The 23275-nt window shown below is 56.5% G+C and carries 21 protein-coding genes and 1 tRNA gene; 14 read left to right on the top strand and 8 right to left on the bottom strand.

The window, feature by feature from the left end; all coding sequences use genetic code 11:
• Nucleotides 1–29 precede the first annotated feature (29 nt).
• The 10 genes from putP (at nt 30) to G7069_RS10070 (ending at nt 12031) form a co-directional block, all read left to right on the top strand.
• A complete protein-coding gene (gene putP, locus G7069_RS10115) occupies nt 30–1517 on the top strand; it encodes a sodium/proline symporter PutP (RefSeq protein ID WP_166297180.1) in 1488 nt (495 codons plus the stop codon).
• Nucleotides 1518–1520: 3 nt separating this feature from the next.
• Nucleotides 1521–2471, top strand: a complete 951-nt coding sequence (miaA, locus tag G7069_RS10110) for a tRNA (adenosine(37)-N6)-dimethylallyltransferase MiaA (protein WP_166297178.1) — start codon at nt 1521–1523, stop codon at nt 2469–2471.
• 90 nt (nt 2472–2561) lie between these two features.
• Nucleotides 2562–2852: an RNA chaperone Hfq gene (gene hfq, locus G7069_RS10105; protein ID WP_166297176.1), complete on the top strand. Its 291-nt coding sequence runs from the start codon at nt 2562–2564 to the stop codon at nt 2850–2852.
• 59 nt (nt 2853–2911) lie between these two features.
• Nucleotides 2912–4213 carry a ribosome rescue GTPase HflX gene (gene hflX / locus G7069_RS10100; protein ID WP_166297174.1) on the top strand — a complete coding sequence of 434 codons (1302 nt, stop codon included), beginning with the start codon at nt 2912–2914 and terminating at the stop codon, nt 4211–4213.
• Nucleotides 4214–4275: 62 nt separating this feature from the next.
• Nucleotides 4276–5361 (top strand): FtsH protease activity modulator HflK, encoded by a 1086-nt coding sequence (hflK, locus tag G7069_RS10095; RefSeq protein ID WP_166297171.1) that lies wholly within the window; start codon nt 4276–4278, stop codon nt 5359–5361.
• Nucleotides 5358–6227, top strand: coding sequence for a protease modulator HflC (gene hflC / locus G7069_RS10090; RefSeq protein WP_166297169.1), 870 nt, complete (start codon nt 5358–5360; stop codon nt 6225–6227). Before hflK ends, hflC begins: the two co-directional genes overlap by 4 nt.
• A gap of 80 nt (nt 6228–6307) precedes the next feature.
• A complete protein-coding gene (locus tag G7069_RS10085; RefSeq protein WP_166297167.1) occupies nt 6308–7600 on the top strand; it encodes an adenylosuccinate synthase in 1293 nt (430 codons plus the stop codon).
• A gap of 79 nt (nt 7601–7679) precedes the next feature.
• The gene (locus G7069_RS10080) at nt 7680–10313 is read left to right on the top strand and encodes a M1 family metallopeptidase (RefSeq protein ID WP_166297165.1); all 2634 of its coding nucleotides are present in this window, start codon (nt 7680–7682) and stop codon (nt 10311–10313) included.
• A gap of 67 nt (nt 10314–10380) precedes the next feature.
• A tRNA-Thr gene (locus tag G7069_RS10075) sits at nt 10381–10456 on the top strand.
• Nucleotides 10457–10606: 150 nt separating this feature from the next.
• Nucleotides 10607–12031, top strand: coding sequence for an XVIPCD domain-containing protein (locus G7069_RS10070; RefSeq protein ID WP_166297163.1), 1425 nt, complete (start codon nt 10607–10609; stop codon nt 12029–12031).
• A 19-nt stretch (nt 12032–12050) separates the two neighbouring features.
• Here the strand turns inward: G7069_RS10070 and G7069_RS10065 are convergent, their stop codons facing one another.
• Nucleotides 12051–12455 (bottom strand): CrcB family protein, encoded by a 405-nt coding sequence (locus G7069_RS10065; RefSeq protein ID WP_166297161.1) that lies wholly within the window; start codon nt 12453–12455, stop codon nt 12051–12053.
• Between the two features lie 7 nt (nt 12456–12462).
• Nucleotides 12463–14673 carry a M3 family metallopeptidase gene (locus G7069_RS10060; RefSeq protein WP_166297159.1) on the bottom strand — a complete coding sequence of 737 codons (2211 nt, stop codon included), beginning with the start codon at nt 14671–14673 and terminating at the stop codon, nt 12463–12465.
• Nucleotides 14674–14806: 133 nt separating this feature from the next.
• Between G7069_RS10060 and G7069_RS10055 the strand changes: the two genes are divergently transcribed.
• Nucleotides 14807–15235: a CBS domain-containing protein gene (locus G7069_RS10055; RefSeq protein ID WP_166297157.1), complete on the top strand. Its 429-nt coding sequence runs from the start codon at nt 14807–14809 to the stop codon at nt 15233–15235.
• Between the two features lie 12 nt (nt 15236–15247).
• Nucleotides 15248–15739, top strand: a complete 492-nt coding sequence (locus G7069_RS10050; RefSeq protein ID WP_166297155.1) for a glutathione peroxidase — start codon at nt 15248–15250, stop codon at nt 15737–15739.
• A 3-nt stretch (nt 15740–15742) separates the two neighbouring features.
• On the opposite strand, the gene G7069_RS10045 is transcribed toward G7069_RS10050, so the two are convergent.
• Both G7069_RS10045 and G7069_RS10040 read right to left on the bottom strand, forming a co-directional pair.
• On the bottom strand, nt 15743–16555 hold the full coding sequence (locus tag G7069_RS10045) for a ferredoxin--NADP reductase (RefSeq protein ID WP_166297153.1): 813 nt from the start codon (nt 16553–16555) through the stop codon (nt 15743–15745).
• Between the two features lie 118 nt (nt 16556–16673).
• Nucleotides 16674–18527: an ABC transporter ATP-binding protein gene (locus G7069_RS10040; RefSeq protein ID WP_240912581.1), complete on the bottom strand. Its 1854-nt coding sequence runs from the start codon at nt 18525–18527 to the stop codon at nt 16674–16676.
• A 101-nt stretch (nt 18528–18628) separates the two neighbouring features.
• Here G7069_RS10040 and G7069_RS10035 point away from each other — a divergent pair, with 101 nt between their 5' ends.
• A complete protein-coding gene (locus G7069_RS10035; RefSeq protein ID WP_240912580.1) occupies nt 18629–20152 on the top strand; it encodes a fumarate hydratase in 1524 nt (507 codons plus the stop codon).
• 7 nt (nt 20153–20159) lie between these two features.
• Here the strand turns inward: G7069_RS10035 and G7069_RS10030 are convergent, their stop codons facing one another.
• The gene (locus G7069_RS10030) at nt 20160–21191 is read right to left on the bottom strand and encodes a mechanosensitive ion channel family protein (RefSeq protein ID WP_166297151.1); all 1032 of its coding nucleotides are present in this window, start codon (nt 21189–21191) and stop codon (nt 20160–20162) included.
• Nucleotides 21188–21688, bottom strand: coding sequence for a DUF456 domain-containing protein (locus G7069_RS10025; RefSeq protein ID WP_166297149.1), 501 nt, complete (start codon nt 21686–21688; stop codon nt 21188–21190). Before G7069_RS10025 ends, G7069_RS10030 begins: the two co-directional genes overlap by 4 nt.
• A 239-nt stretch (nt 21689–21927) precedes the next feature.
• On the opposite strand from G7069_RS10025, the gene G7069_RS10020 reads away from it, so the two are divergent.
• On the top strand, nt 21928–22137 hold the full coding sequence (locus tag G7069_RS10020; RefSeq protein ID WP_166297147.1) for a cold-shock protein: 210 nt from the start codon (nt 21928–21930) through the stop codon (nt 22135–22137).
• 94 nt (nt 22138–22231) lie between these two features.
• Here the strand turns inward: G7069_RS10020 and G7069_RS10015 are convergent, their stop codons facing one another.
• Both G7069_RS10015 and G7069_RS10010 read right to left on the bottom strand, forming a co-directional pair.
• Nucleotides 22232–22693 carry a glycine zipper 2TM domain-containing protein gene (locus G7069_RS10015; protein WP_166297145.1) on the bottom strand — a complete coding sequence of 154 codons (462 nt, stop codon included), beginning with the start codon at nt 22691–22693 and terminating at the stop codon, nt 22232–22234.
• A gap of 125 nt (nt 22694–22818) precedes the next feature.
• Nucleotides 22819–23265 carry a cytochrome c gene (locus tag G7069_RS10010; protein WP_166297143.1) on the bottom strand — a complete coding sequence of 149 codons (447 nt, stop codon included), beginning with the start codon at nt 23263–23265 and terminating at the stop codon, nt 22819–22821.
• Between the last annotated feature and the right edge of the window lie 10 nt (nt 23266–23275).

Genomic DNA, 23275 nt, shown 5'->3' with positions numbered 1-23275 from the left:
CTCATGGCTTGTTGTCTGGGAGCCACCGCATGTCTGCAAACACGCCACTGCTGATCACCTTCAGCCTCTATCTATTGGCCATGGTCGTGATTGGCTTCATTGCTTGGCGGCGTACGCAGAACTTTGACGACTACATCCTGGGCGGACGATCACTGGGTGGATTCGTGACCGCGTTGTCGGCAGGCGCTTCGGACATGAGTGGCTGGTTGCTGATGGGTTTGCCCGGCGCGCTGTATCTCACCGGCCTCTCTGAGAGCTGGATTGCGATTGGTTTGGTCATCGGCGCTTGGTTCAACTGGCGCTTTGTGGCCGCACCTTTGCGCTTGTATACCGAACGCACGGAAGACGCGCTGACCTTGCCCGACTATTTCACGACCCGATTCGGCGAAGGCGGGAAGCTACTACGCGTGCTTGCTGCGATCGTCATCTTGGTGTTCTTCGCGATTTATGCCGCCAGCGGCATCGTCGCCGGTGCACGTTTGTTTGAAAGCGTATTCCACATCCCCTATGCGCAAGCACTGTGGTGGGGCGCAGCGGTGACCGTCTTGTACACCTTGGTCGGTGGCTTCTTGGCGGTCAGTTGGACAGACACGGTGCAAGCCAGCTTGATGATTCTTGCGCTGGTGCTCACGCCTGTCATCGTGGTGATCAGTGTGGGTGGGCCGGCGGCCAGTTTCGAATTGATTCAACAGGTGTCGCCGCAGAAGCTCGATTGGATCGGCACCGGTGGCACGATTGCCGTGATTTCGTCTTTGGCTTGGGGCTTGGGCTACTTCGGGCAGCCGCATATCTTGGCCCGCTTCATGGCTGCCGAAAGCGTGGAAACCATTCCTGCAGCGCGCCGCATCGGCATGACCTGGATGATCTTGTGCTTGTTAGGTGCTGTGATGGTCGGCTTCATGGCGAATGCCTATTTCGCGCAACATCCGGATCAAGCGGGGCAGGTGACTGAGAATCACGAACGCGTTTTCATCGCCCTGAGTCAATTGTTATTCAACCCCTGGATTGCGGGGGTGCTCCTGTCCGCCATTCTTGCGGCGATCATGAGTACCTTGTCCTGCCAGTTGTTGGTGTGTTCGAGCGCACTGACTGAAGATTTCTACCGTGGCTTTGTGCGTCCCAGCGCGACCCAGAAAGAGCTCGTGTGGTTCGGCCGCTTGGCAGTCTTGGCGGTGGCTTTGTTCGCCATTTATCTCGCGCGCGATCCCGATCGCAAAGTCTTGGGCTTGGTGAGTTATGCGTGGGCAGGCTTCGGTGCAGCTTTCGGGCCGGTCGTTGTGTTGTCGCTGTATTGGCGGCGCATGACTTGGGTCGGCGCACTCGCCGGCATGCTGTTCGGCGCTGCCACAGTCATTCTGTGGAAGAACCTATCGGGTAGCCAGTTGTACGAAATGGTGCCCGGCGTGATTGTCGCCACCATTGCCGTGGTTGTTGGCAGTCTGCTGTCGCCTTCACCCAGCGCGCGCGTACTGAAGACACACGATGACGTCAGCGCCGAACTCGCGCGCGTGAAATAAAGCGTGACCGGTAAGCAACGCGCACTGTTGATCACCGGACCCACTGCGTCCGGCAAAACCGCCATTGCACTGACTTTGGCGGAACAGTTCAACGGTGAAATCATCAGCGTCGATTCGGCCTTGGTGTATCGCGGATTGGATATCGGCGCCGCAAAGCCGAGTGCTGAGGAACAGGCGCGGGTACCGCATCACCTCATCGACATTCGCGACCCGTGGGTACCTTATTCGGCGGCCGAGTTTGTCGAAGATGCACTGAACGCCATGGCGGATATCCGCAGTCGCGGCCGCTTGCCGATTTTGGCCGGCGGTACCAGCCTCTATGCACGCGCCATCATCGAAGGACTCGCGCCCATGCCGAGCGCAGACGCCACAGTGCGCGCAGGCATTGAAGCAGAAGCCAAGGCACTTGGGTGGCCCGCCTTACATGCGCGCTTGGCGGTGATCGATCCAGAAGCAGCGGCGCGTATCCATGCCACCGATCCGCAGCGCATTTCGCGTGCGCTTGAAGTGCACGCGCTCACGGGCCAAACGATCAGCGCCTTGCAAAAGGAAACGGTGGCGCCTGCCACCGACACAGCGTTTCTAAAAATCGCATTGATGCCGGAAAGCAAAGACGTTTTGCGCGAACGCATCAGCGCGCGTTTCGATCAAATGCTTGAACAGGGGTTCCTCGCCGAAGTGGAACGCTTGCGTGCACTTCCAGAGATCGCCGCGCACCCAGATCCCTTGTCTTTGCCGGCCATGCGCGCAGTCGGCTATCGCCAAGCCTGGGCCTATCTGGACGACGCGTTGAGCTTTGATGCATTCCGCATGGCCGCCATTTATGCCACGCGCAGTCTCGCCAAGCGTCAGCTCACTTGGCTGAAGCGCGAACACGACATGCGTGTTTTCGACCCGCTCACGCAGCAGGCTGCGCTGCTGGAATACGTGCGCCACTTCATGGAACAGGACTAAGAACCGCGAAGCAGCGGGTTTCTGGGCTACACTCTGCAAACCGCCCCGTCAGCGGTCATAAAAGTAAGAACAATAAATCGGGGACAATCCATGACGAAAGCAGCACCAGGCAGCAAGCCGCAGTCTTTGCAAGATCCTTTCTTGAACGCATTACGTCGTGAACGCGTGCCCGTATCGATCTTTTTGGTCAACGGCATCAAATTGCAGGGCACGATTGAATCGTTCGACCAATTTGTCGTGCTCTTACGCGGCGTGACCAATCAAATGGTCTACAAGCACGCCATTTCCACGGTCGTTCCGTCGCGCAATGTGCGCCTCAGTGATGAAACGGACGATTTGGAAAACGAAGCTGAAGGCCAAGCCATCGACGACGGCAACTAAGGCCGGCACCGGCCTTAAAGCCGCTAAAATGATGGGCATGACTAGCTGGAGTTGCCTCGTTGTTTGAACGCTCGCGCGGTGGTGAACGCGCACTTCTGATTCATCCGCAAAGGGGTTCTGTCGCGGATGACGCAGTTATTCACGAATTCAATGAACTTGCACGTTCGGCAGGCGCTACGGTCGTGGCCGAAGGTCGTGCACGTATCGATCGCCCGAATCCGGCCATCTTGATCGGCAGCGGCAAGCTCGACGAGTTCAAGGCCATGGCCGATGCCACAGACGCAGATTTGATTCTCGTCAACTTCGCGTTGTCGCCAGGCCAAGAACGAAATCTTGAACGTGAGTTCAAACGTCGCGTGGTGGATCGTACCGGTTTGATCCTCGATATCTTTGCCGAGCGTGCGCAATCGCATGAAGGCAAATTGCAGGTGGAACTGGCGCAGCTCAAACATATGTCGACGCGACTCGTGCGCGGCTGGACCCACTTGGAACGTCAACGCGGTGGTTCAATCGGCTTGCGCGGTCCCGGTGAAACCCAGTTGGAAACCGACCGTCGATTGCTGCAAACACGACTGGAACAATTACAACGCAAGCTCGACAAGGTCGAAGTGCAACGTGGCCAACTGCGTCGCGCACGCGTGCGTAGTGAGATGCCACGTATTGCGTTGGTGGGCTACACAAACGCAGGCAAATCCACCTTGTTCAATGCATTGACCGGTGCAGAAGCCTATGCAGCCGATCAATTATTCGCGACGCTTGACCCTACGGTGCGACGAATCACGATTCCATCCGGCCCAGTCATTCTTGCGGACACCGTCGGCTTTGTGCGCGACCTGCCACACGAATTGGTTGCGGCTTTCCGATCAACGTTGTCAGAGGCGCGAGAAGCGGATTTGTTGCTCCACGTGATTGATGCGGCAGACAGCGAACGCGCCATCCGCATTCGGCAAGTCGATGAAGTTTTGAAAGAAATCGGCGCGGGTGATATTCCGCAAATCCTTGTGTACAACAAGATCGACCAAATCGAAGGCGCGCGCGCAGACACCCAACGCTCAGACACCGCGCGTTCCAGCGTTTGGCTCTCCGCAAAAACCGGCGAAGGCTTATCGGGCCTGAACTGGATGATCGGTGAAGTTCTAGGTGCGCGCCGCGTCACCGGCAGAATTCAATTGGCGCCGCGCGAGGGCAAGCTCTACGCGCGCTTACATGCCCTGGATGCCATCACGCGCGAACACATGGATGAACATGGCCAGCGCGTGATCGATGTCGATTTAGACGAGGTCGATGCACGCAAATTGGCGGCTTCCGGCGCGGAAATGCTGATTCCGCTCTTGCCTTTGGACGAAGAAGACCCCATTTAACTGGGACATCCGTAAACTAGGCTTGCAACAGGTGTTGCAACGCTCAAATAGGAATCGCCTGCATGGCATGGAATCTCCCGGGTAGGGATAGCAACAACGACAAACCTAAGCGCAACAAAGGTTCGGGGGGCAATCCATTCTCCGGCTTGTTCAATCGACTGCAGGGGGGAGACCCCGCCGGTATCGGTCGCTGGGTCGGCATTGCTGTTGTTTTGGCCCTGTTGATGTCTTCAGTCGTTCTGGTGACTGAACAACAACGTGGCGTCGTCGTCCGTTTCGGTCAGTACGTGCGCACCATGCAACCTGGCCCCAATCTCAAATTGCCGTGGCCCTTCGAACGCGTCACCAAAGTGAACGCGACGGCTATTAATACCTATAGCGAATCCGTGCCGATCCTAACGCGCGACGAAAATATCGTGACGGTGGAAATCAACGTTCAGTACCGCATTTCGAATCCCGAACGCTATGTGTTCGGCACCCGTGATGCCGTCGACATGTTGAAACAAGCCGCATTGAGTGCCGTGCGTGAACAAGTCGGTCATTCCGATCTCGATACCGTGCTAGGCGCACGCAATGCTTTGGCTGTGACGTCACGTGCAAACCTGCAGCGTTCGCTCGACGCGTATCGCACCGGTTTGGTTGTCACCGAATTGAACTTGCCAAACGCGCGTCCGCCTGAAGAGGTCAAGCCGGCCTTCGACGACGTCAACAGTGCACAGCAAGATAAAGATCGCTTGATCAGTGAAGCGCGCGCCTACGCGGCGAAAGTCGTGCCTGAAGCACGCGGTGCGGCTGCTCGTACACGCACGATCGCCGAAGGTTACAAGACCACAGAAATCGCGCGCGCCAGCGGTGACGCGGATCGATTCAACGCGCTCGTCACGCAGTACAAGGTCGCACCTGAAGCCACCCGCACACGCATGTGGCTGGAAACCATGCAAGGCGTGTTGGCCAACAACCGCAAGGTGGTGGGCGCAGACAGCAAGCAGATTTTGAACTTCAGTTTGCCGACCGCCGCAGCGACATCCGCCGCGCCGACGCAAACGACGGCACCTGCCGCTGTCGTGGCAACCGAACCCACCAGCACTGAAACTATTCGACCTGCGCGCCAAGGCCGCACGCTCGACCGAGGAGAGACCGGCCGATGAATTCCGTATGGTCCACACGTATTGCGGCCGTCGCTGCTTTCATTTTGCTTTTGCTCTCCAGCGTTTATGTGGTGAACGAAGGCCAGACAGCGATCGTGCTGAATTTGGGACGACTGGCGCGCACCGATATCGGTCCGGGCTTGCATTTCAAAGTGCCGTTCATCGAAAGCGCGCGCATTTTCGACCGTCGTTTGCACGTGCTCGAAGCCGAGCCCGAACGTTATCTGACCTCTGAACGTAAGGACGTCAGCGTCGACTTCTTCGCCGTCGGCATGATTGAAGATGTGCGCGCGTTCTATCGCGCCACCGGTGGTCAAGAAAGCGTGGCTGTTGAACGTTTGGCGCCGATCATCAAAGACGCGCTGCGCAACGAGATCAATAGCCGCACCTTGCAAGAAGTGGTGTCTGGCGATCGCACCAAGGTCACCAGCGATCAGCTAAAGAACATCAATGCGGGCTCAAGGACGATGGGCGTGCGCATTGTCGATATCCGCATCAAGCAAATTGAACTGCCGACGGACAGCAAGGTGATTCAAGACGTCTACAGCCGGATGCGGGCGCAGCGTCAACAAGTCGCCAGCGCCTTGCGTGCAGAAGGTGAGGAGCAAGCCCAGACCATTCGCGCCAGTGCTGACCGCGATCGCGCCGTGATTTTGGCGGATGCTGAACGTGATGCACAGAAGATGCGGGGTGAGGGCGATGCTGAAGCCGCACGCCTGTACGGTGACGCCGCAGCCAAGGACAACAGCTTCTTTGCCTTCGATCGCAGCCTGTCGGCCTACAAGGCCTCATTCGCCGACGGCAACGCCCTCATCGTGCTCGACAAGGACGATCCGTTCTTGAAGTACATGAAGTCTGAAAAGTAACTGGCAGACCCGCCAGAACCTGCGTAAAATGTCGAAAAGCCGGGGCAGACCTCGGCTTTTCTCATGTCTGGAGTTCGAAAATGGGTCAGTCGGTAGTAGTTCTGGGTGCGCAGTGGGGCGACGAAGGCAAGGGCAAGATCGTCGATTTGCTGACGCAGGACATCGGCGCCGTCGTTCGCTTCCAAGGCGGGCACAACGCCGGGCATACCCTGGTCATCGGCGGCAAAAAGACCGTCCTCCATCTGATTCCGTCCGGCGTGCTGCGCGACGATGCACTGTGTCTCATCGGCAATGGTGTGGTGCTGCATCCGGGCGCGCTGAAGAAAGAAATCGCCGAACTCGAAGCCAACGGTGTCGACGTGCGTTCGCGCTTGAAAATCAGCCCGGCGACGCCGCTGATCATGCCGTATCACATTGCACTCGACCAAGCCCGTGAAAAACAAGCGGGTGGCAAAGCCATCGGCACAACGGGTCGTGGCATTGGCCCCGCGTACGAAGACAAAGTCGCACGTCGTGGCATTCGCGTCGCCGATTTGCATTACCCCGACGAACTCGCAGAAAAGTTGCGCGCGGCCTTGGACTACCACAACTTCGTGCTGACCCAATATCTGAAAGTCGACGCGATCGACTTCCAACAGACCTTGGACGAAGCCCTCGCATTCGGTGAATACGTTGAGCCGATGAAGGCCGACGTCGCCGGCATCCTGCATGACTTGCGCAAACAAGGTCGCAAAGTCTTGTTTGAAGGTGCGCAAGGTTCGTTGTTGGACATCGACCACGGCACCTATCCGTATGTCACGTCGTCGAACACCACAGTGGGTGGCGCGTACGCAGGCACAGGTGTCGGTGCAGGCGATATTGATTATGTGCTTGGCATTGCCAAGGCCTACGCGACGCGCGTCGGTGGCGGTCCGTTCCCGACCGAACTGCACGACGAAATCGGTCAAGGCATCCGCGACCGCGGCCAAGAATATGGCGCGACCACAGGACGTCCGCGTCGCTGCGGTTGGATGGACATCGTCGCCTTGAAGCGCGCCGTGGCCATCAACGGCATCAGCGGCCTGTGTATCACCAAGCTCGACATCCTTGACGGCATGGAAACGCTGAAGATGTGCGTCGCCTATGAATACCGTGGCAAGCGCACTGAATACGCGCCGCTTGACGCCGCAGGTTGGGACAACATCACGCCGGTATATCTGGAGTTCCCGGGTTGGCAAGAGTCCACCGCGGGCATCACTGAATGGGATAAATTGCCGCCCGCGGCGCGTGCCTATCTACGTGCCTTGGAAGAGCTGGCCGGTTGCCCGCTGTCCATCGTCTCAACGGGCCCTGATCGCGACGCAAACATCATCTTGCAAGACCCATTTGCATGACTTCTGGGAGTGGGGCGTAAGGCCATTGCGCCCCATTATCTTGTTCAGCTGCCAATTTAGGCATTGATCAGGAGCTCCAATGCGTCTCACTCTCGCTACGGCGATCGCCCTCGCGCTCGTCACTGCCGCACCACATGCCTCGGCGCAAACCGCCGCAGCCCAGTCACAAGGCGTCACCACGCAATTGCCGCGTGGCGTTTCGCCGACCCATTACGCGGTTGAGATCACGCCGCACGCGAAGGACATGACCTTCGACGGCAAAGTGGCCATCACTGTTGAAGTGTCGCAACCGACCAACACGATCACACTGCAAGCCTTGCGCTTGAAGATCGCGAATGCCTCGCTCGTGCCTGCCAAAGGCAAGCCCATTGCAGCGAAGGTTTCGGTCGATGCAGACAATCAAACCGCCAGCTTTGCGTTCGACAAAGCGCTGGCACCGGGCCAATACACGCTCAATATCAATTATTCAGGTGTGATCAACACGCAAGCCAATGGCTTGTTCGCGTTGGACTACACCACCAAAGAAGGCTCGAAGCGCGCCCTCTATACACAGTTCGAAAACTCGGACGCGCGTGCGTTCATTCCGTCGTGGGATGAACCGAATTTCAAAGCCACCTTTGATCTCACCGCCATCGTGCCGGAAGACCAAATGGTCGTCGGCAATATGCCGGAAACCAGCAGCACCAAGACGGGTAACGGCTTGAAGAAAGTCGTGTTCCAACGCTCGCCGAAGATGTCCACCTATTTGTTGTTCTTCGCAGTGGGTGACTTCGATCGTCGCACCAAGATGTCGGGTAAGACCGAAATCGGTGTTGTCACGCAAAAGGGCATGGTCGACCAAGCGCAATATGCATTGGACGGATCTGCTGAAGTTGTGAAGCGTTACAACGATTACTTTGGCGTGGATTACCCGCTGCCGAAACTCGACAACGTGGCTGCACCGGGTCAAAGCCAATTCTTCAGTGCCATGGAAAACTGGGGTGGGATCTTCACCTTTGAATATTCCTTGCTGGTGAATCCGCAGGTGTCGACCGACAACGACAAGCGTCGTATCTTCTCGACCGCAGCGCACGAAATTGCCCACCAATGGTTCGGCAACCTCGTCACCATGCAGTGGTGGGACGACCTGTGGTTGAACGAAGGTTTTGCATCGTGGATGGAAAGCCGCGCAACGCGTGAAATGCATCCGGAATGGAACACAACCTTTGACGCCGTCGGTGCGCGCGAAGGCGCCATGGGCCGCGACTCGCTGTCCACCACCCACCCGGTCGTGCAACACATCGAAACGGTTGAGCAAGCCAGCCAAGCATTTGATGCCATCACCTATTCGAAGGGTGAAGCGGTTATCACCATGCTCGAAGCATTCAAGGGCGAAAACGAATGGCGTGACGGCGTGCGTCGTTACATGAAAAAGCATGCCTACGGCAACACGGCTTCGGCTGATTTGTGGGCCGCAATGGACGCTGACGGCACCAATCCGATCACCGCAATTGCACAAGACTTCACCACGCAACCCGGCGTGCCGATGATCACCGTCTCCAACGCCAAGTGCGAAGCAGGCAAGACCACGGTCGACTTGACGCAAGGTGAGTACAGCCGTGACATGCCCGACAAGACCGCATTGAAGTGGCGCGTGCCGGTGATGGCACAGGTGCCAGGCAATGCCGTGGCGCGTACCACGGTTGTCGACGGCAAGGGCAGCATCACCGTCGACGGTTGTGGTCCGGTGGTCGTCAACGCGGGCCAAACCGGCTACTTCCGCACCTTGTACGCACCGGCGCAATTTGCCGTGGTGAACAAGTCGTTCAAGTCGATCAAGCCGGTCGATCAGTTCGGCATCTTGGTCGATGCGTGGGCCTTCGGCGTCAACGGCAAGCAACCGGTGTCGGACTACCTTGACCTCGCATTGTCGATCGATAGCAGCGCCGACCCGACCATCCAATCGCAAGTGATTGGCGTGCTGTCGAGCCTCGACGTCTACTTCACGGGCGACAAAGCCGCACAAGCCAAGTACCGTGCATTCGCCATCAAGCGCGTCAAGCCGACCTATGCAAAGCTCGGTTTCGAAGATCGTCCGGGTGACAGCGATGCCGTGAAGGGCTTGCGTCGCACAGTCGTCGGCGCACTGGCTGGTTTGGAAGACAAAGACGTGATCGCCGAAGCGCGTGCGCGTTATGCCGCCCAAGACACCAAGCCGCTGACCCCGGCCCTGCGTCGCACCGTGTTCGGCATCGTGGCATACAACGCCGATGCGGCCACATGGGACAAGATGCATGCCATGGCGAAGGCCGAAACCAATCCGTTGGTGAAGAGCCAGTTGTACGCCATGTTGTCTGGCGCGAAGGACGAAGCATTGGCTAAGCGTGCGTTGGCCTTGGCGTTGACCGAAGAGCCGGGTGCGACGATGAGTGCCAGCATGATCCGTGGCGTGGCGGGTGAGCATCCCGACATGACCTTTGATTGGGCCGTGCAAAACCGCGAAGCCGTCAGCAAGTTGGTGGATTCGACATCCGCGCCGCGTTACTTCCCGGGCATTGCCAGCGGTTCAAGCAAGCCGGAAATGGTGGCCAAGATTCGTGATTTCGCCAGCAAGTACATTGCCGAGGGCTCACGTAAGGACGCCGAAAATGCCGTGACCAGCATTGAAACACGCATCAAGGCGCGTGAACGCATGCGTCCGCAAATTGAACGCTGGTTGTCAAAGCAAAAGTAAGGCGAATTGGGTCCGGAAAGGTCGTCCAATTGACCAAAAAAGCGAGCTGGATTAAGATTATCGGCTCGCCGGAATAGCTCAGTTGGTAGAGCGGCGCATTCGTAATGCGTAGGTCGTAGGTTCGATTCCTATTTCCGGCACCAGAAACGACATCAGGCCACCTTCGGGTGGCCTGATTGTTTTTGTGGTGGGCAGAATCAGGGAATCCCGATAGTCCGACAAAGTGGAACGCCTCAGTATGGCCATGTTGGCTCCATCCCACGGAGCTTTGGCCAGCGTGAAGGACCGTCCACATGACACCAGACATCCAAGCCTTGTTTGTTCGTGCAGAATCAGGTCCTAAGGCCTACAACGCATTCAATCGCGGCACACAAACAGATGCACAAGGGATCCGCAGTATCGTGCCTGCTGCGCGCGACATAGACTTTTCGTCGCTCACACTTAAAGAAGTGATGGCACTGCAGAAGTTGCCAAAGTCGAACCCTGAATCCGTGTTTGCTGTCGGTCTGTATCAGCTCACACCCGATACAACCAAGCACGCCGTCGATGCATTGAAACTGAAAGGCTCTGAGAAGCTGACACCTGAACTGCAAGACCGCATCTTCTCCGAGTATTTGTTGACGGAGAAACGCCCTGGCATCGCGGCCTACATTCAAAACGAAGGCAAGAATTCATTAAAGGCTGCACAGCACGAACTCTCTAAAGAGTGGGCTGGCATGCCAGACCCTTACAAGTCGGGCGCGTCTCACTATGGCAAGGGCACATCCAACAAGGCGCAAGTCGATCTCGATGTCACACGGTCGTTTCTGCAAGACATGCGCGCCGACTACGCGCAGTTGCGTAAAGAAGGCTTAAGCAAAAAGGAAGCATGGGCAGGACTCTTTGACGGTCGCACGATTGTGCGTACGCCGGATCCGGTCGCCGAAGTTCAGAAGCCGGCCAAGCCAGCGCCGTCCGAAACGGCTTCAACTAAGAAGCCGAAAGACGATGAGCCATCGCTTCTCGACGATCTACAAGACATACCGATATTCAAATCGATGCAATCTGCGCTCGATTCCATCGTGGGGAAGGGCGCGAGTAAACGCATCGATGACCTGCTTTCGAGCGTGGATGAAAGCGCGATCTTGAAATCGGTCGACAAGATGGTCGATGACATCGCATCCGTGCCGAATGCGGCATTGAAGTCACTCAACGCAAAGTACATCGCCAAGATGGCCAATCATGTGCCCATCCAGATCAATCCGGAGCCTATCAGTGCGCCGGTGATTCCAGTTCCCGTGAAACGGACCGACGTCCCGACGCCTCCGGTTCATGTCAAAGAGACACAGGTGCCCATACCGAATTGTGACCTGTCAGATACCGACAGCGTTCGACTTCTGCATCAAGTACAGGCGCACCTGGCGGGAGAAGTAGGCAGTCAATTAGGGTCCATGACCGAGACCGATGCGGAGCGGTTGGCGCGCGCCATTGTGGCTGAGGCACGCGTGAGTGGTTTTAAACACGTGGCAGAGTTGCAAGTCACACAGGATCGCGGTGGCCTCATCGCATTTGATGGGGCGCCGAATTCACCGGCAAGCCGGCGCTTTTATGTCGATCGCGCACAAGCAACGGCGCAAACTTTGGAGCGCAGCACATCGATCATCAACAGTGTGGCTGTGGGGATTGAACGTCAGTTCATGGATCCGCAATTGCAAGCCACACCTCAGGTTCAGCGTTGAGTGTTCGATTCGATCGCAGTCAATTCGCGGTGCTAAAACGAAACGCCAACGCCATGGCTGCTGCTGCCGCGGCGATGCCCAAGACGATACTTGCCAGCACATATGCGGCGGCGGTTCTCCACAGGCCAGCTTGAATCAATTGCACGGTTTCCAAGCCGAAGGCAGAGAACGTGGTGAAGCCGCCCATGACGCCGATTAAGAGAAATGCGCGCGGGACAGCAGGATCAGAAAACCACCGCGTGATCAGGACCACCACGAAACCTGCAACGAAGCAGCCAATGACATTGAGTGCCAATGTGCCCAAATAGGCGCGTTGCGCGCCCATGAGTGACGTCGCTGCGATGGCAAACGCATAACGCGCCAAAGCACCCAGTGCGCCGCCAGCGGCGACGCACAGGGCTAACTTCAAATGTGACGCGTCCAACGAGTGCTTACTTCTTGGCCTTCACGAGGTCATGGCGTTCAAGCAACGGACGGATGTCCGGTTCGCCGCCGTAGAAGTTTTTGAATAGCACCAAGGCATCTTCACTACCGCCCTTGGACAACAGCATGTTGCGGAAGCGATCGCCATTGGCGCGCGTGAGACCGCCATTCTTGTGCATCCACTCCACCGTGTCCGCATCAAAGACTTCAGACCAGGTGTAAGCGTAGTAGCCCGCTGCATAGCCTTCCATGATGTGTTTGAAGTAGGGCGTGCGGTAACGCGGCGGCACCGGCGTGTAATCCAAGCCGACATCCTTCAGTGCTTTGGCTTCAAACGCCATCACGCCTGCAGCATTCGGCAACTTGTCTGCCGACACTTGGTGCCAGCGTTGATCAAGCAAGGTGGCGCCCATGATTTCCGTCATGCCGAAGCCTGCGTTGAACTTGGAGGCCTTCGCCACTTTGTCGAGCAAGGCACGCGGCATCACTTCACCGGTTTGCCAATGCTTGGCGTAGTTGGCGATCACGCGCGGATCTTCTGCCCACATTTCGTTCACTTGCGACGGGAACTCAACGAAGTCGCGCGGCACGTCGGTGCCCGAGAAGTAGGGGTACTTCACGTCAGAGAAAATGCCGTGTAAGACGTGACCGAATTCGTGGAAGGCGGTTGTCACGTCATCCCAAGACATCAGACCCGGTTCGCCGGCCGCCGGTTTCGTCACATTGAGGTGCAATGCGGCCACGGTGTGCTGACCCAGCAGGGCGTTTTGGTCCACATAGGTCGACATCCAAGCGCCGCCTTGTTTGGAAGGGCGTGCAAATGGGTCAACGATGACAATGGCGAACTTGCTGCCGTCTGCGTTGTACGCGTCATACGTACGCACATCGGGGTGATACACAGGCAGATCGGTACGACGCTTCAGCGTGATGCCATAAAGCTCATGTGCTGCGAAGAACACGCCGTTCTCAAGCACATTGCTCCACTCGAGATAGGGCTTGAGTTGGCCTTCGTCAAACGCGTACTTTTCTTTGCGCAGTTTTTCGCTGTAGAACATCCAGTCCCATGGTTCGAGCTTGAAGGTCGGCTCGCCCTTCGCCTTCTGCGCTTGGTCAATCAAACCCTGCAGCAATTTGCCTTCTTCTTTTGCTTTGGCGACAGCAGGCCCTGCAATTTTGTCGAGCATTGCATTGACGGCTGCGGGCGTCTTCGCCGTTTCCTTCGCCATCGAGTACGAGGCGTAGTTCGGGTAGCCCAACAGCTTGGCCTTCTCTGCACGCAGCTTCACCAATTCAGAGAACGGTGCTGTGTTGTCAAACTGGTTGCCGCGGCTGCCGCGCGCCAGCGACGCTTTGAAAATGCGTTCACGCAATGCGCGGTTGTCGAGATTGGTCAGAATCGGTTGCTGCGTGGTGTTCAACAGCGCGATCCGGTATTTGCCTTCGGCGCCGTTGGCCTTTGCATTTTCGGCAAGCACTTTGATCGCTGCTGCATCAAGACCTTTCAGTTCGTCTGCAGAATCGACGATCACTGCCGAATCATTGGCTTCGGCCAATACGTTTTGTGGCAACTTGGTTTGCAGCGCTGCGACTTGACCATTGATGGCCTTGATGCGTTCCTTCTGCGCAGGCGAAAGCTTCGCGCCGGCACGCACGAAGTCGAGATCGTAGCGTTCGATCAGTCGAATGCTTTGTGGGTCGAGACCCAAGCTCTTACGACGGCTATAGAGGTCATCGATGCGCTTGAACAAGGTGTCGTTCAAGAACTTGCTATCGCTATGCGCTTCAAACTTTGGCGCGTATTCGGAATCCAGCGCGTTGATCGCGTCATTGGAATCGGCACTCGTGAGATTGCTGAACACGTAACGCGCACGCTTCAAGAGCTGACCCGATTTTTCCATTTCGAGAATGGTGTTTTCGAAGGTCGGCGCGTCTGGGTTGTTCGCAATTTTGTCCCACTCGGCCTTTTGATCGGCCATACCGCGATCAAACGCAGGACCGAAATGGGTGACTTTGATCTTGTCGAATTGTGGGTATTCGTACTCGAGCGGACTGGTCTCGAAGAACGGATTGCTGGCGGTTTGGTTGGACATATCGGTTGTGCCTGTTTCGGTGGGGGCTTCGGAAACCGCCGGACTACTGGCGCAGCCCGCAACAGAGAGACCCAAACCGACCGTGAGTGCCACGGCGAGCGGTGATTTCGCAAACTGATTGATTCGCATTGTTGAACCCCATGAACGAATCTTGAAGCCTAACCCATTCACGGTGGACGCCGCGTCGACATTTCACGCGTATGACACTGCCCGACGCTCAGGCTGGTCGACATCCCCCCAAATGTTTCAAGGAGTAGAGGCGATGAATGTAGAAGACGTCATGACCAAGAATCCGGCCGCATGCAATGTCAGCACCTCGTTGAAGGGCGCGGCCCTGCTAATGCTGGAAAACGATTGCGGTCAGATTCCGGTGGTCAACGATCAGAACGAGCCCGTAGGCGTCATCACCGATCGCGACATTACCGTGCGCGCGGTATCCAAGGGCGTCGATGTCGCCAATACCAGCGTCGAAGCGTTTATGAGTTCGCCGGTGAACAGCATTTGCTTCAACATGCCGCTGAAAGACGCCGTCTGCCAGATGGAAGCGGAAAGCGTGCGACGTATTCCGGTGGTCTGCGAACAAGGTACGCTGAAGGGTATGTTGTCCTTGGCGGATCTCGCCAAAGCGGACAAGCACCAAGCCACGGCTGAACTCGTCAAGAAAGTCAGCGAGGCACCTGCGCAAAAGTAAGAGGATCACTGCATGGCTAAGTTCACGGATTTCTCAGCCACCGACATCAAGGGCAATGCACACGAATTGTCTGGCTACGAAGGCAACGTCGTGCTTGTTGTGAATGTGGCGAGCAAGTGCGGATTTACGCCGCAGTACGAAGGCCTGCAGAAGTTATGGGAAACCTATCGCGATCGTGGTTTCTTCGTGCTGGGTTTCCCATGCGATCAATTCGGGCATCAAGAGCCCGGGAACGAAGCGGAGATCGCTTCGTTCTGTCAACTCGAATACGCCGTGGACTTCCCGATGTTTTCCAAGATTGAAGTCAACGGCGCCAACACGCATCCGCTGTGGGCATGGATGAAGGCACAAAAGAGCGGCTTTCTGGGTATTGATGCGATCAAATGGAACTTCAGCAAGTTCCTCATTGGTCGCGACGGTGACGTGTTGCATCGCTACGCGCCGACCGATAAACCTGAGTCATTGGCGCAAGATATCGAAGCTGCGTTGGCTTCTGCGCGCTAGGGTTTACTTCTCTACGAACGCGCGTTCGAACACGTATTCGCCGGGCGTTCCGATGCGGGGCGCCGCGGCAAAGCCACGTGCATCCAACAAGTCTCTGAAGTCTTGCAGCATCGCAGGGCTGCCACAGATCATGGCGCGGTCATGCTTCGCGTCCAGAGGGTCGAGGCCTAAGAATTGCGTCATGCGACCATCGGCCAGCATGTCTGTGATTCGACCGTGATGATTTTGCCCCTTGAACTCAAACGCTTCGCGCGACACCGCTGGGAAGTAGTGCAGCTTGTCGCGCACGAGGTCGCCGAGGAACTCGTGGTTCGGCAAGGTGTCTTCAAAGAACTCACGGTAGGCTAGATCTTCCGCACCACGGACGCCGTGACACACGATGACGTTTTCAAAACGCTCATAGGTTTCCGGGTCTTGCGCCACTGACAGCCACGGCGCCAAGCCCGTGCCCGTGCCCAATAAGAAAAGATTGCGACCGGGATGCAAATCTGAAATCAACAACGTGCCGGTCGGTTTGCGACTGACCAACAAAGTGTCGCCCACCTTCAGATGCTGAAGTTTGGAAGTGAGCGGACCGTCTTGCACTTTGATGCTGAAGAAGTGCAGTCGTTCATCCCAATTGGCACTCGCCACTGAATAGGCGCGCACCAGCGGCTTGCTGCGACCGTCGGCCGTCTCGGTCATCAGACCGATCATCACGAACTGGCCATTCTCAAAGCGCTGCCCCGGATCACGCGTGGTCGTGAAACTGAAGTAGGCATCGGTCCAGTGATGAACCTCGAGAATGGTTTCGGTGAAATACGGCGATTCAGACATGGGTAACAACGTAAAAGACGCAATCCGCCCATTTTACTAAAAAGCGCCCCCCAAGAATTCCCAATAGCGGTGACAGGTACCGTTATTTGAAATTAACGGTACCTGTCACCGTTAATTGTTAGCGGTAGCCTTGGGCTTGGAGTTCGAAGAGCTCGGCGTAGCGTCCGCCTTGCGCCATGAGTTGGTCATGTGTCCCGGAGGCTTCCACATGCCCGTCAGCGAGCACCAAGATGCGGTCGGCCATACGGACGCTGGAAAATCGGTGGCTGATCAACACGGCGGTCTTTTCCGCGCTGAGCTCTTTGAAGCGCTCAAATACCTCGAACTCCGCACGTGCGTCCAGTGCAGCGGTGGGTTCATCCAGAATCATGACCTGTGCATCGCGCATGTAGGCACGTGCGATCGCGATTTTCTGCCACTGGCCGCCTGACAAATCCATGCCTTGCTTGAAGCGACGTCCGATGATTTGTGCATAGCCTTTAGGCAGTGAAGCGATCACTTCATCGGCCATCCCGCGTCGCGCCGATTCTTCAATGCGCGCTTGATTGTGCATTTCCGAAATCTGGCCGACACCAATGTTCTCTGCGGCCGTCAGGTGGTAGCGCACGAAGTCCTGGAAGATCACGCCGATATTGGCGCGCAGCTCATCCAAATCATAGTCACGCAAATCACGACCATCCAACAAGATCACGCCTTCATCCGGGTCGTAGAGGCGTGCCAGCAATTTCACCAAGGTGGTTTTGCCCGCACCGTTTTCGCCGACTAAGGCGAGCACTTCACCTGCATGCAATTCGAAGCTCAGATGTCGAAGTGCCCAGTTCTCAGCGCCTTCGTATCTGAAGCCCACATTGTCAAACACAAAACCCTTACGAATAGGCTTCGGGACAGCCATCGCGTCGGGCCTTGAAACAATTTCAGGTTGAATTTCAAAGAACGAGTAAAGGTCATCCAAGTACAACGCCTGACTTGCCACTTGCGAGAAGCCCGTCAACAAGCTTTCCAGCAATTGACGCAAACGACGGAAACTGCCAGCCAGGAAGGTCAAGTCACCGACGCTGAAATCACCGCGAACGGTGCGCCATGCGATATAGCCATAAGCCACGTAATAGCCGAGCGTGCCCAAGGCAGAGAGTAGGGTGCCCCACAGCGCACGCTGCCCCGCCAACTTGCGATTTGCCGCATAGAACTTGTCAGAGAGAACGCGGAAACGATCGATGAAGAAATGATGCAGGCCAAAGATTTTGACTTCTTTGGCTGTTTCAACACTGGCACTGGTTTGACGCAAATATTCAAGCTGTCGCCGCTCCGGCGTCCATTGAAAATTCAAGGAGTAGTTCAGCGCATTGAAATGCGACTCGCCGACAAATGCGGGAATCAATGCAACCGCGAGCAACAACATCAGCCAAGGGGCATAGGCAATCAAACCGGCTGCAAAACTGATCACCGTAATGATGTCTTGCGCCTGCCCGAACAACTGCGAGAGCAAACTCATGCGCCCCATCGTTTGTCGGCGTGCACGGTCCAACTTGTCCTGCAAGTCCGCGTCTTCGAAATCCTCTAGATCCAAAGTCGCGGCGTGTTCCATCAGTCGAATCGACGTTGCATTCGTGAAGCGCTCTGAGAGCAGCGTGTCGGCGTAAGACACCAAACGACCCAAGAGATCGGAACCAATCGCGAGTGCAAGCTCCAACCCTAAGAGTGTGAGCAGGTGATTGAGATGACCGGCATGCCAAGCTTCCATGAGCTCATGCGGGACACCCGCACCAATCAGACGAATCGCCTCATCGATGATCAGCTTGCCGATATAGAGCGTTGCAATCGGCAAGAAAGCGCGAATGAGCCGAATGCCGATGCTCAGGAGCGTCAGCGGCCGGCTGGTGGCCCAGATTTCGCGCAGGAAGGGCGGGATATTGCGCATGGCGCCGAGGCGCTGGCGGAAATCAAGCTGCTGTTGGGGCATCGGCGGTGGCATCGAGGCATTCTGAAGAAGCCATCGTCATGCTGGGGTGAGCAGGTCTTCTTGCGGGTGCATCGTCTAAAATAGCGGTTTCAGCTAACTCGTCGAGACGCGTTGTGAGTACCCAGATCAAGCAGGAAGATTTCATCCAATCGGTGGCCGATGCACTGCAGTACATCAGCTATTACCACCCGGTGGATTACATCAAGAGTCTGGCCGCAGCCTATGAGCGCGAAGAGTCCGTTGCGGCGAAAGACGCGATGGCGCAAATCCTTATTAACTCGCGCATGTGCGCCGAAGGCCACCGCCCGATTTGCCAAGACACTGGCATCGTCACCGTGTTTCTCGAGATTGGGATGAATGTCTCGTGGCCTGACGCCACAATGGGTGTGGAAGACATGGCAAACGAAGGCGTGCGACGCGCCTATAACAACGAAGACAACAAGCTGCGTGCTTCCGTCCTCGCCGATCCGGCAGGCAAGCGCAAAAACACAGGCGACAACACCCCGGCGGTGGTCAACATCAAAGTCGTTCCGGGCAATACAGTCGACGTGATCGTCGCTGCGAAGGGTGGCGGATCGGAAGCGAAGTCGAAGTTCGCGATGCTGAATCCCTCTGACTCGATTGTGGATTGGGTATTGAAGACTGTGCCGACGATGGGCGCAGGTTGGTGCCCGCCAGGCATGCTCGGCATCGGTATCGGCGGCACCGCAGAAAAGGCGATGTTGCTGGCCAAAGAGTCATTGATGGAATCCATCGACATCAATGAACTGAAGGCCCGTGGTGCAAACACGCGCGCTGAAGAACTGCGCATTGAATTGTTCGACAAGGTCAATGCCTTGGGTATCGGCGCACAAGGCCTCGGCGGCTTGACCACGGTTCTCGACATCAAGGTCAAGGACTACCCGACGCACGCGGCCAATTTGCCGGTTGCGATGATCCCCAATTGCGCAGCGACGCGCCATGCACACTTCACCTTGGATGGCAGTGGTCCGGTGATGTTGGATCCACCGTCGTTGGCGGATTGGCCACAATTGACCTACGACGCCTCGAAAGGCCGCCGCGTCAATCTAGACACGGTCACGCGCGAAGACGTGACGTCGTGGAAGCCGGGCGAAGTGTTGTTGCTCTCAGGAAAGCTTCTCACCGGCCGCGATGCCGCGCACAAGCGTATGACCCAAATGCTGGATGCCGGTGAAACCTTGCCGGTCGATTTGAAAGGGCGCTTTATCTATTACGTGGGTCCGGTCGACCCGGTACGCGACGAAGTTGTAGGCCCCGCGGGTCCAACCACGGCTACGCGAATGGACAAGTTCACGCGTCAAATGCTGGAACAAACAGGCTTGCTCGGCATGGTCGGTAAAGCAGAGCGCGGCCCGATGGCGATCGATGCCATTCGAGATAACAAATCGGTCTATTTGATGGCCGTGGGTGGCGCCGCATACTTGGTGAGCAAAGCCATCAAAGCCGCGAAAGTGCTTGCATTCCCAGACCTCGGCATGGAGGCGATCTACGAATTTGAAGTACAAGACATGCCGGTGACGGTGGCTGTCGATTCAAACGGTAGCTCGGTGCACCAGACGGGCCCGCGCGAGTGGCAAGCAAAGATTGGCAAGATTCCTGTGGTGGAATTGAACTAAGCGCCGATTATTTCGCATCATCCAATAAGTTTCCGCCTTCCGTTTTATTGGCATGTGCGACCGCATCGTCCAAGGTGCGGTCCACGGATACGTCACCTGCGTGTTTCGCTTCGTTGGCGATGTGCAGTGTTTCTGCGGCATCTGGCAAGCGCGATAGCACAACTTTTTGTGTGGCATCTGGCGGCGAAGCACCTGCCTCGCGCAGTTTCCGCCTGACCAAGCGCATCGCTTCGCTTCGGGTCTTCGAGAGATCACTCTTTTTCTGGTCGATCCAGCCAAAGAACTGCAAGCTGGCGCCATTGTCAGCGAGGTCCTTGATCAGGGCAGAAGGCGCGGGGTCTGCAAGTACGCCAGGTATCTCGGAAATGGTCTTGATGCCGATACTCATGGCCTCACTCCATGAGCTACCGATATTGACGTTCGTTGTGAAGTCGAAGCGGCGCCGCGGATTGCGCGTGTAGTTCAGCATGACCGATTTGAAGACCGTGGCATTCGGCAATAGCAACTGGTTGCCATCCAATGTCATCAACAAGGTTGCGCGCGCGGTCAACGCGACAACGCGACCTTCATGCGTATCGATTTTGACCAAGTCGCCAGGATTGAACGGCTGTCGAATGCTGAGCAAGATGCCGGACACATAGTTCTCAGCAATGTCTTTGAATGCAAAGCCGAGCACCAAGCCGACCACACCGGCAGACCCCAACACGGCGCCCACAAGCGAGGTGGCACCCAACATGTCGAGCGCCAGCAATACGCCGCCCAAAACGATCAAGAATTTGATGATGTTTCGAAGCAGCCCGTCCATGTACGGATTCTGGTTCGAAATGCGGCGCAGAATTTTGATGCGGCGGCTAAACCAACCACCAAACCAAATCGAGAAGGCAACAATGATGAGTGCAACGACAAGCAGCGGCAGCGTACCAATCAGTTTCGCAACTTTGTCTTGGACTTCTGAAAACGCATCATCCACCGCATCAAGAAAGGACAGATGCTTTCGAACTGCCGGAATCCAAACATAAGCAAGCTGTGCAATGTTCATGCAAACCACGCGATAGCAAACAGACCCAACATCAGAAACGCGATACCGAGTTTCAACACGATGCCAAAGATGACGCCAAGCGTCGCGCCCAAACCAACTTTGGTTGCATCACCCAAATCTTTGCCGGCCAGACTGCGGCGATGGAGGATTTCACCCACCGCTGCACCGACGAACGGACCCGCAAATAGCCCGATCGGGCCGAGCACAAACGTCGCAAGTGTGCCGAGCGCTGCACCAATCACGGCGAGGCGGCTGGCACCCGTCCGGGCCGCGCCTTTGGCCGATGCCCAGTAATCCACCACTAAAGAAATGACGGTCAGGGCACCCAAAACGATCAGCACGACCGCACCCACGCGCTCGAAGTGATCGGCCCAGGCAGCGAGCAAAAGTCCAATAAAAACAAGCGGTAAGCCCGGTAGAGCGGGGAGCAAAGTGCCAGCCAGACCGATCAGAATCAGGATAGCCGCGCCGGCAAAATAGAGGTGTTGCATGTCCAATAGGGGACTCCAAGCGGAAAGGGTGGGCCGAGGGCGCCCGAGGGTCAATTCTGAATAGTGTGAGGGTGTGATTGCAATTTGGCCGTGAGGGGGTTACCGTGCGAGTGCTGAGTTTCAAGGGTCACAGTGAACCGTGGCCCGCCGGTGCGGCAACCGTTTTACGTTTGTCTCGCTTTTGCCCGCTTCCTCCTTGTAACCAGCACCATCGTTAATTTAGTTTGTTACAAGGAGCAATACCAATGTCGAATCGTGAAATCGGAACCGTTAAGTGGTTCAACGACGCGAAGGGCTTCGGCTTCATCAGCCGTGAAAACGGCGAAGACGTGTTCGTGCATTTCCGCGCGATCCAAATGCAAGGCTTCAAGAGCTTGAAAGAAGGCCAACGCGTCTCTTTCACAGTCGTGCAAGGCCAAAAAGGTCTGCAAGCCGACGCAGTCGAAGCTGCATAATTCTTTCCACGCGCTTGTCGCGTGATATCGAATTGGAAAAGGCCCGCTCGCGCGGGCCTTTTTTTGTGTTCGTGAATCGAAGCGCGAACGTCACTCAGCGCGCCCAAGCACGCCCGTTGTACACGCGCACATACGAGCCTTCTCGAATGCCGCCGATGTCCGATTGCGAGGTCGTTACGTAGCGACCGTCATCCATGCGCACGGTGACACTGTAGTCATTCTGCGTGCGGTTTTGAATCGCGTTACCTGCGACTGCGCCACCTACGGCACCCGCAATGGCTGCAGCATTTTGCTTGCCTTCGCTAGAGGTCTTGTCTTTCGCAATTTGGCGTGCAGCAACTGCGCCCACCACGCCCCCAATAATCGCGCCGGTGGCATTGGGTGCATTCGAATGCGAGGTCGTGTCGATGCGCGTCACCGTGCCACAGTCATAGCATTGACCGGATACCGGTCCTGGTGCGCTGTTGCCGTAACCATAGCCATTCGACGTGGTCGCACAGGCACCCATCGTCAAGGTCGTTGCGACAATGAGTGCAATCTTTGCGTAATGCTTCATCAGGAAGCCTCCGAGGGATGTACTTCCGAAACTAGCTTCGACGGACTGAACACCAAACGAACCGGGGCAAAAAAAAGCGCCGACATTCATGTCGGCGCTTGAGATGTCAACGAGGCTTCACGCGATTATTTGCGGAAGTCCTGATGGCAGGTTTTGCAACCGTCACCAATTTGCGCCATCACTTTCTTCAAGCCGTCGCAGCTTGAAGGCGGAGCGGCAAGTGCGCCGTCCAGCGTGCTACGTAGGTTGCTGGCGTGTTGGCCGAACTTGGCGTCTGCGGCAGACAGGGTCTTGAAACCGGGTTCCAAGTTGTCTGCCATGCGGCGCAATGATTGCAGGTGGGGCAGCGTGTCAGTCACGGCACAGCGATTTGCCTCAACATTCTGTTTCAATTGATCCATGTGCCAGGACATGACAGTCATGACGGCATCAGGAAAGTGGTCTTTGCGCGCTTGGATGGCATTGGTGATCATCACGGTTGCGATCGCGCCCAGTACCAAGCCGAGCAACAACATGAAAAAATAGCGTCCGAACGCATTGCCGCTTTGCGGCCTCGGATTTTCTGTCGACATTGGGGTTCCT

The sequence above is a fragment of the Lysobacter sp. HDW10 genome, assembly GCF_011300685.1.
In the GTDB taxonomy this organism is placed as follows: domain Bacteria; phylum Pseudomonadota; class Gammaproteobacteria; order Xanthomonadales; family Xanthomonadaceae; genus Solilutibacter.
This window is presented reverse-complemented; position numbering and strand designations above follow the sequence as displayed.

What these genes read in the sequence shown, in the direction of transcription:
- putP (WP_166297180.1), top strand. Translation starts at nt 30, where the DNA reads ATGTCTGCAAACACGCCACTGCTGATCACCTTCAGCCTCTATCTATTG.
- hfq (WP_166297176.1), top strand. Translation starts at nt 2,562, where the DNA reads ATGACGAAAGCAGCACCAGGCAGCAAGCCGCAGTCTTTGCAAGATCCT.
- hflK (WP_166297171.1), top strand. Translation starts at nt 4,276, where the DNA reads ATGGCATGGAATCTCCCGGGTAGGGATAGCAACAACGACAAACCTAAG.
- hflC (WP_166297169.1), top strand. Translation starts at nt 5,358, where the DNA reads ATGAATTCCGTATGGTCCACACGTATTGCGGCCGTCGCTGCTTTCATT.
- G7069_RS10085 (WP_166297167.1), top strand. Translation starts at nt 6,308, where the DNA reads ATGGGTCAGTCGGTAGTAGTTCTGGGTGCGCAGTGGGGCGACGAAGGC.
- G7069_RS10080 (WP_166297165.1), top strand. Translation starts at nt 7,680, where the DNA reads ATGCGTCTCACTCTCGCTACGGCGATCGCCCTCGCGCTCGTCACTGCC.
- G7069_RS10070 (WP_166297163.1), top strand. Translation starts at nt 10,607, where the DNA reads ATGACACCAGACATCCAAGCCTTGTTTGTTCGTGCAGAATCAGGTCCT.
- G7069_RS10060 (WP_166297159.1), bottom strand. Translation starts at nt 14,673, where the DNA reads ATGCGAATCAATCAGTTTGCGAAATCACCGCTCGCCGTGGCACTCACG.
- G7069_RS10055 (WP_166297157.1), top strand. Translation starts at nt 14,807, where the DNA reads ATGAATGTAGAAGACGTCATGACCAAGAATCCGGCCGCATGCAATGTC.
- G7069_RS10050 (WP_166297155.1), top strand. Translation starts at nt 15,248, where the DNA reads ATGGCTAAGTTCACGGATTTCTCAGCCACCGACATCAAGGGCAATGCA.
- G7069_RS10045 (WP_166297153.1), bottom strand. Translation starts at nt 16,555, where the DNA reads ATGTCTGAATCGCCGTATTTCACCGAAACCATTCTCGAGGTTCATCAC.
- G7069_RS10040 (WP_240912581.1), bottom strand. Translation starts at nt 18,527, where the DNA reads ATGCCACCGCCGATGCCCCAACAGCAGCTTGATTTCCGCCAGCGCCTC.
- G7069_RS10030 (WP_166297151.1), bottom strand. Translation starts at nt 21,191, where the DNA reads ATGAACATTGCACAGCTTGCTTATGTTTGGATTCCGGCAGTTCGAAAG.
- G7069_RS10020 (WP_166297147.1), top strand. Translation starts at nt 21,928, where the DNA reads ATGTCGAATCGTGAAATCGGAACCGTTAAGTGGTTCAACGACGCGAAG.
- G7069_RS10015 (WP_166297145.1), bottom strand. Translation starts at nt 22,693, where the DNA reads ATGAAGCATTACGCAAAGATTGCACTCATTGTCGCAACGACCTTGACG.
- G7069_RS10010 (WP_166297143.1), bottom strand. Translation starts at nt 23,265, where the DNA reads ATGTCGACAGAAAATCCGAGGCCGCAAAGCGGCAATGCGTTCGGACGC.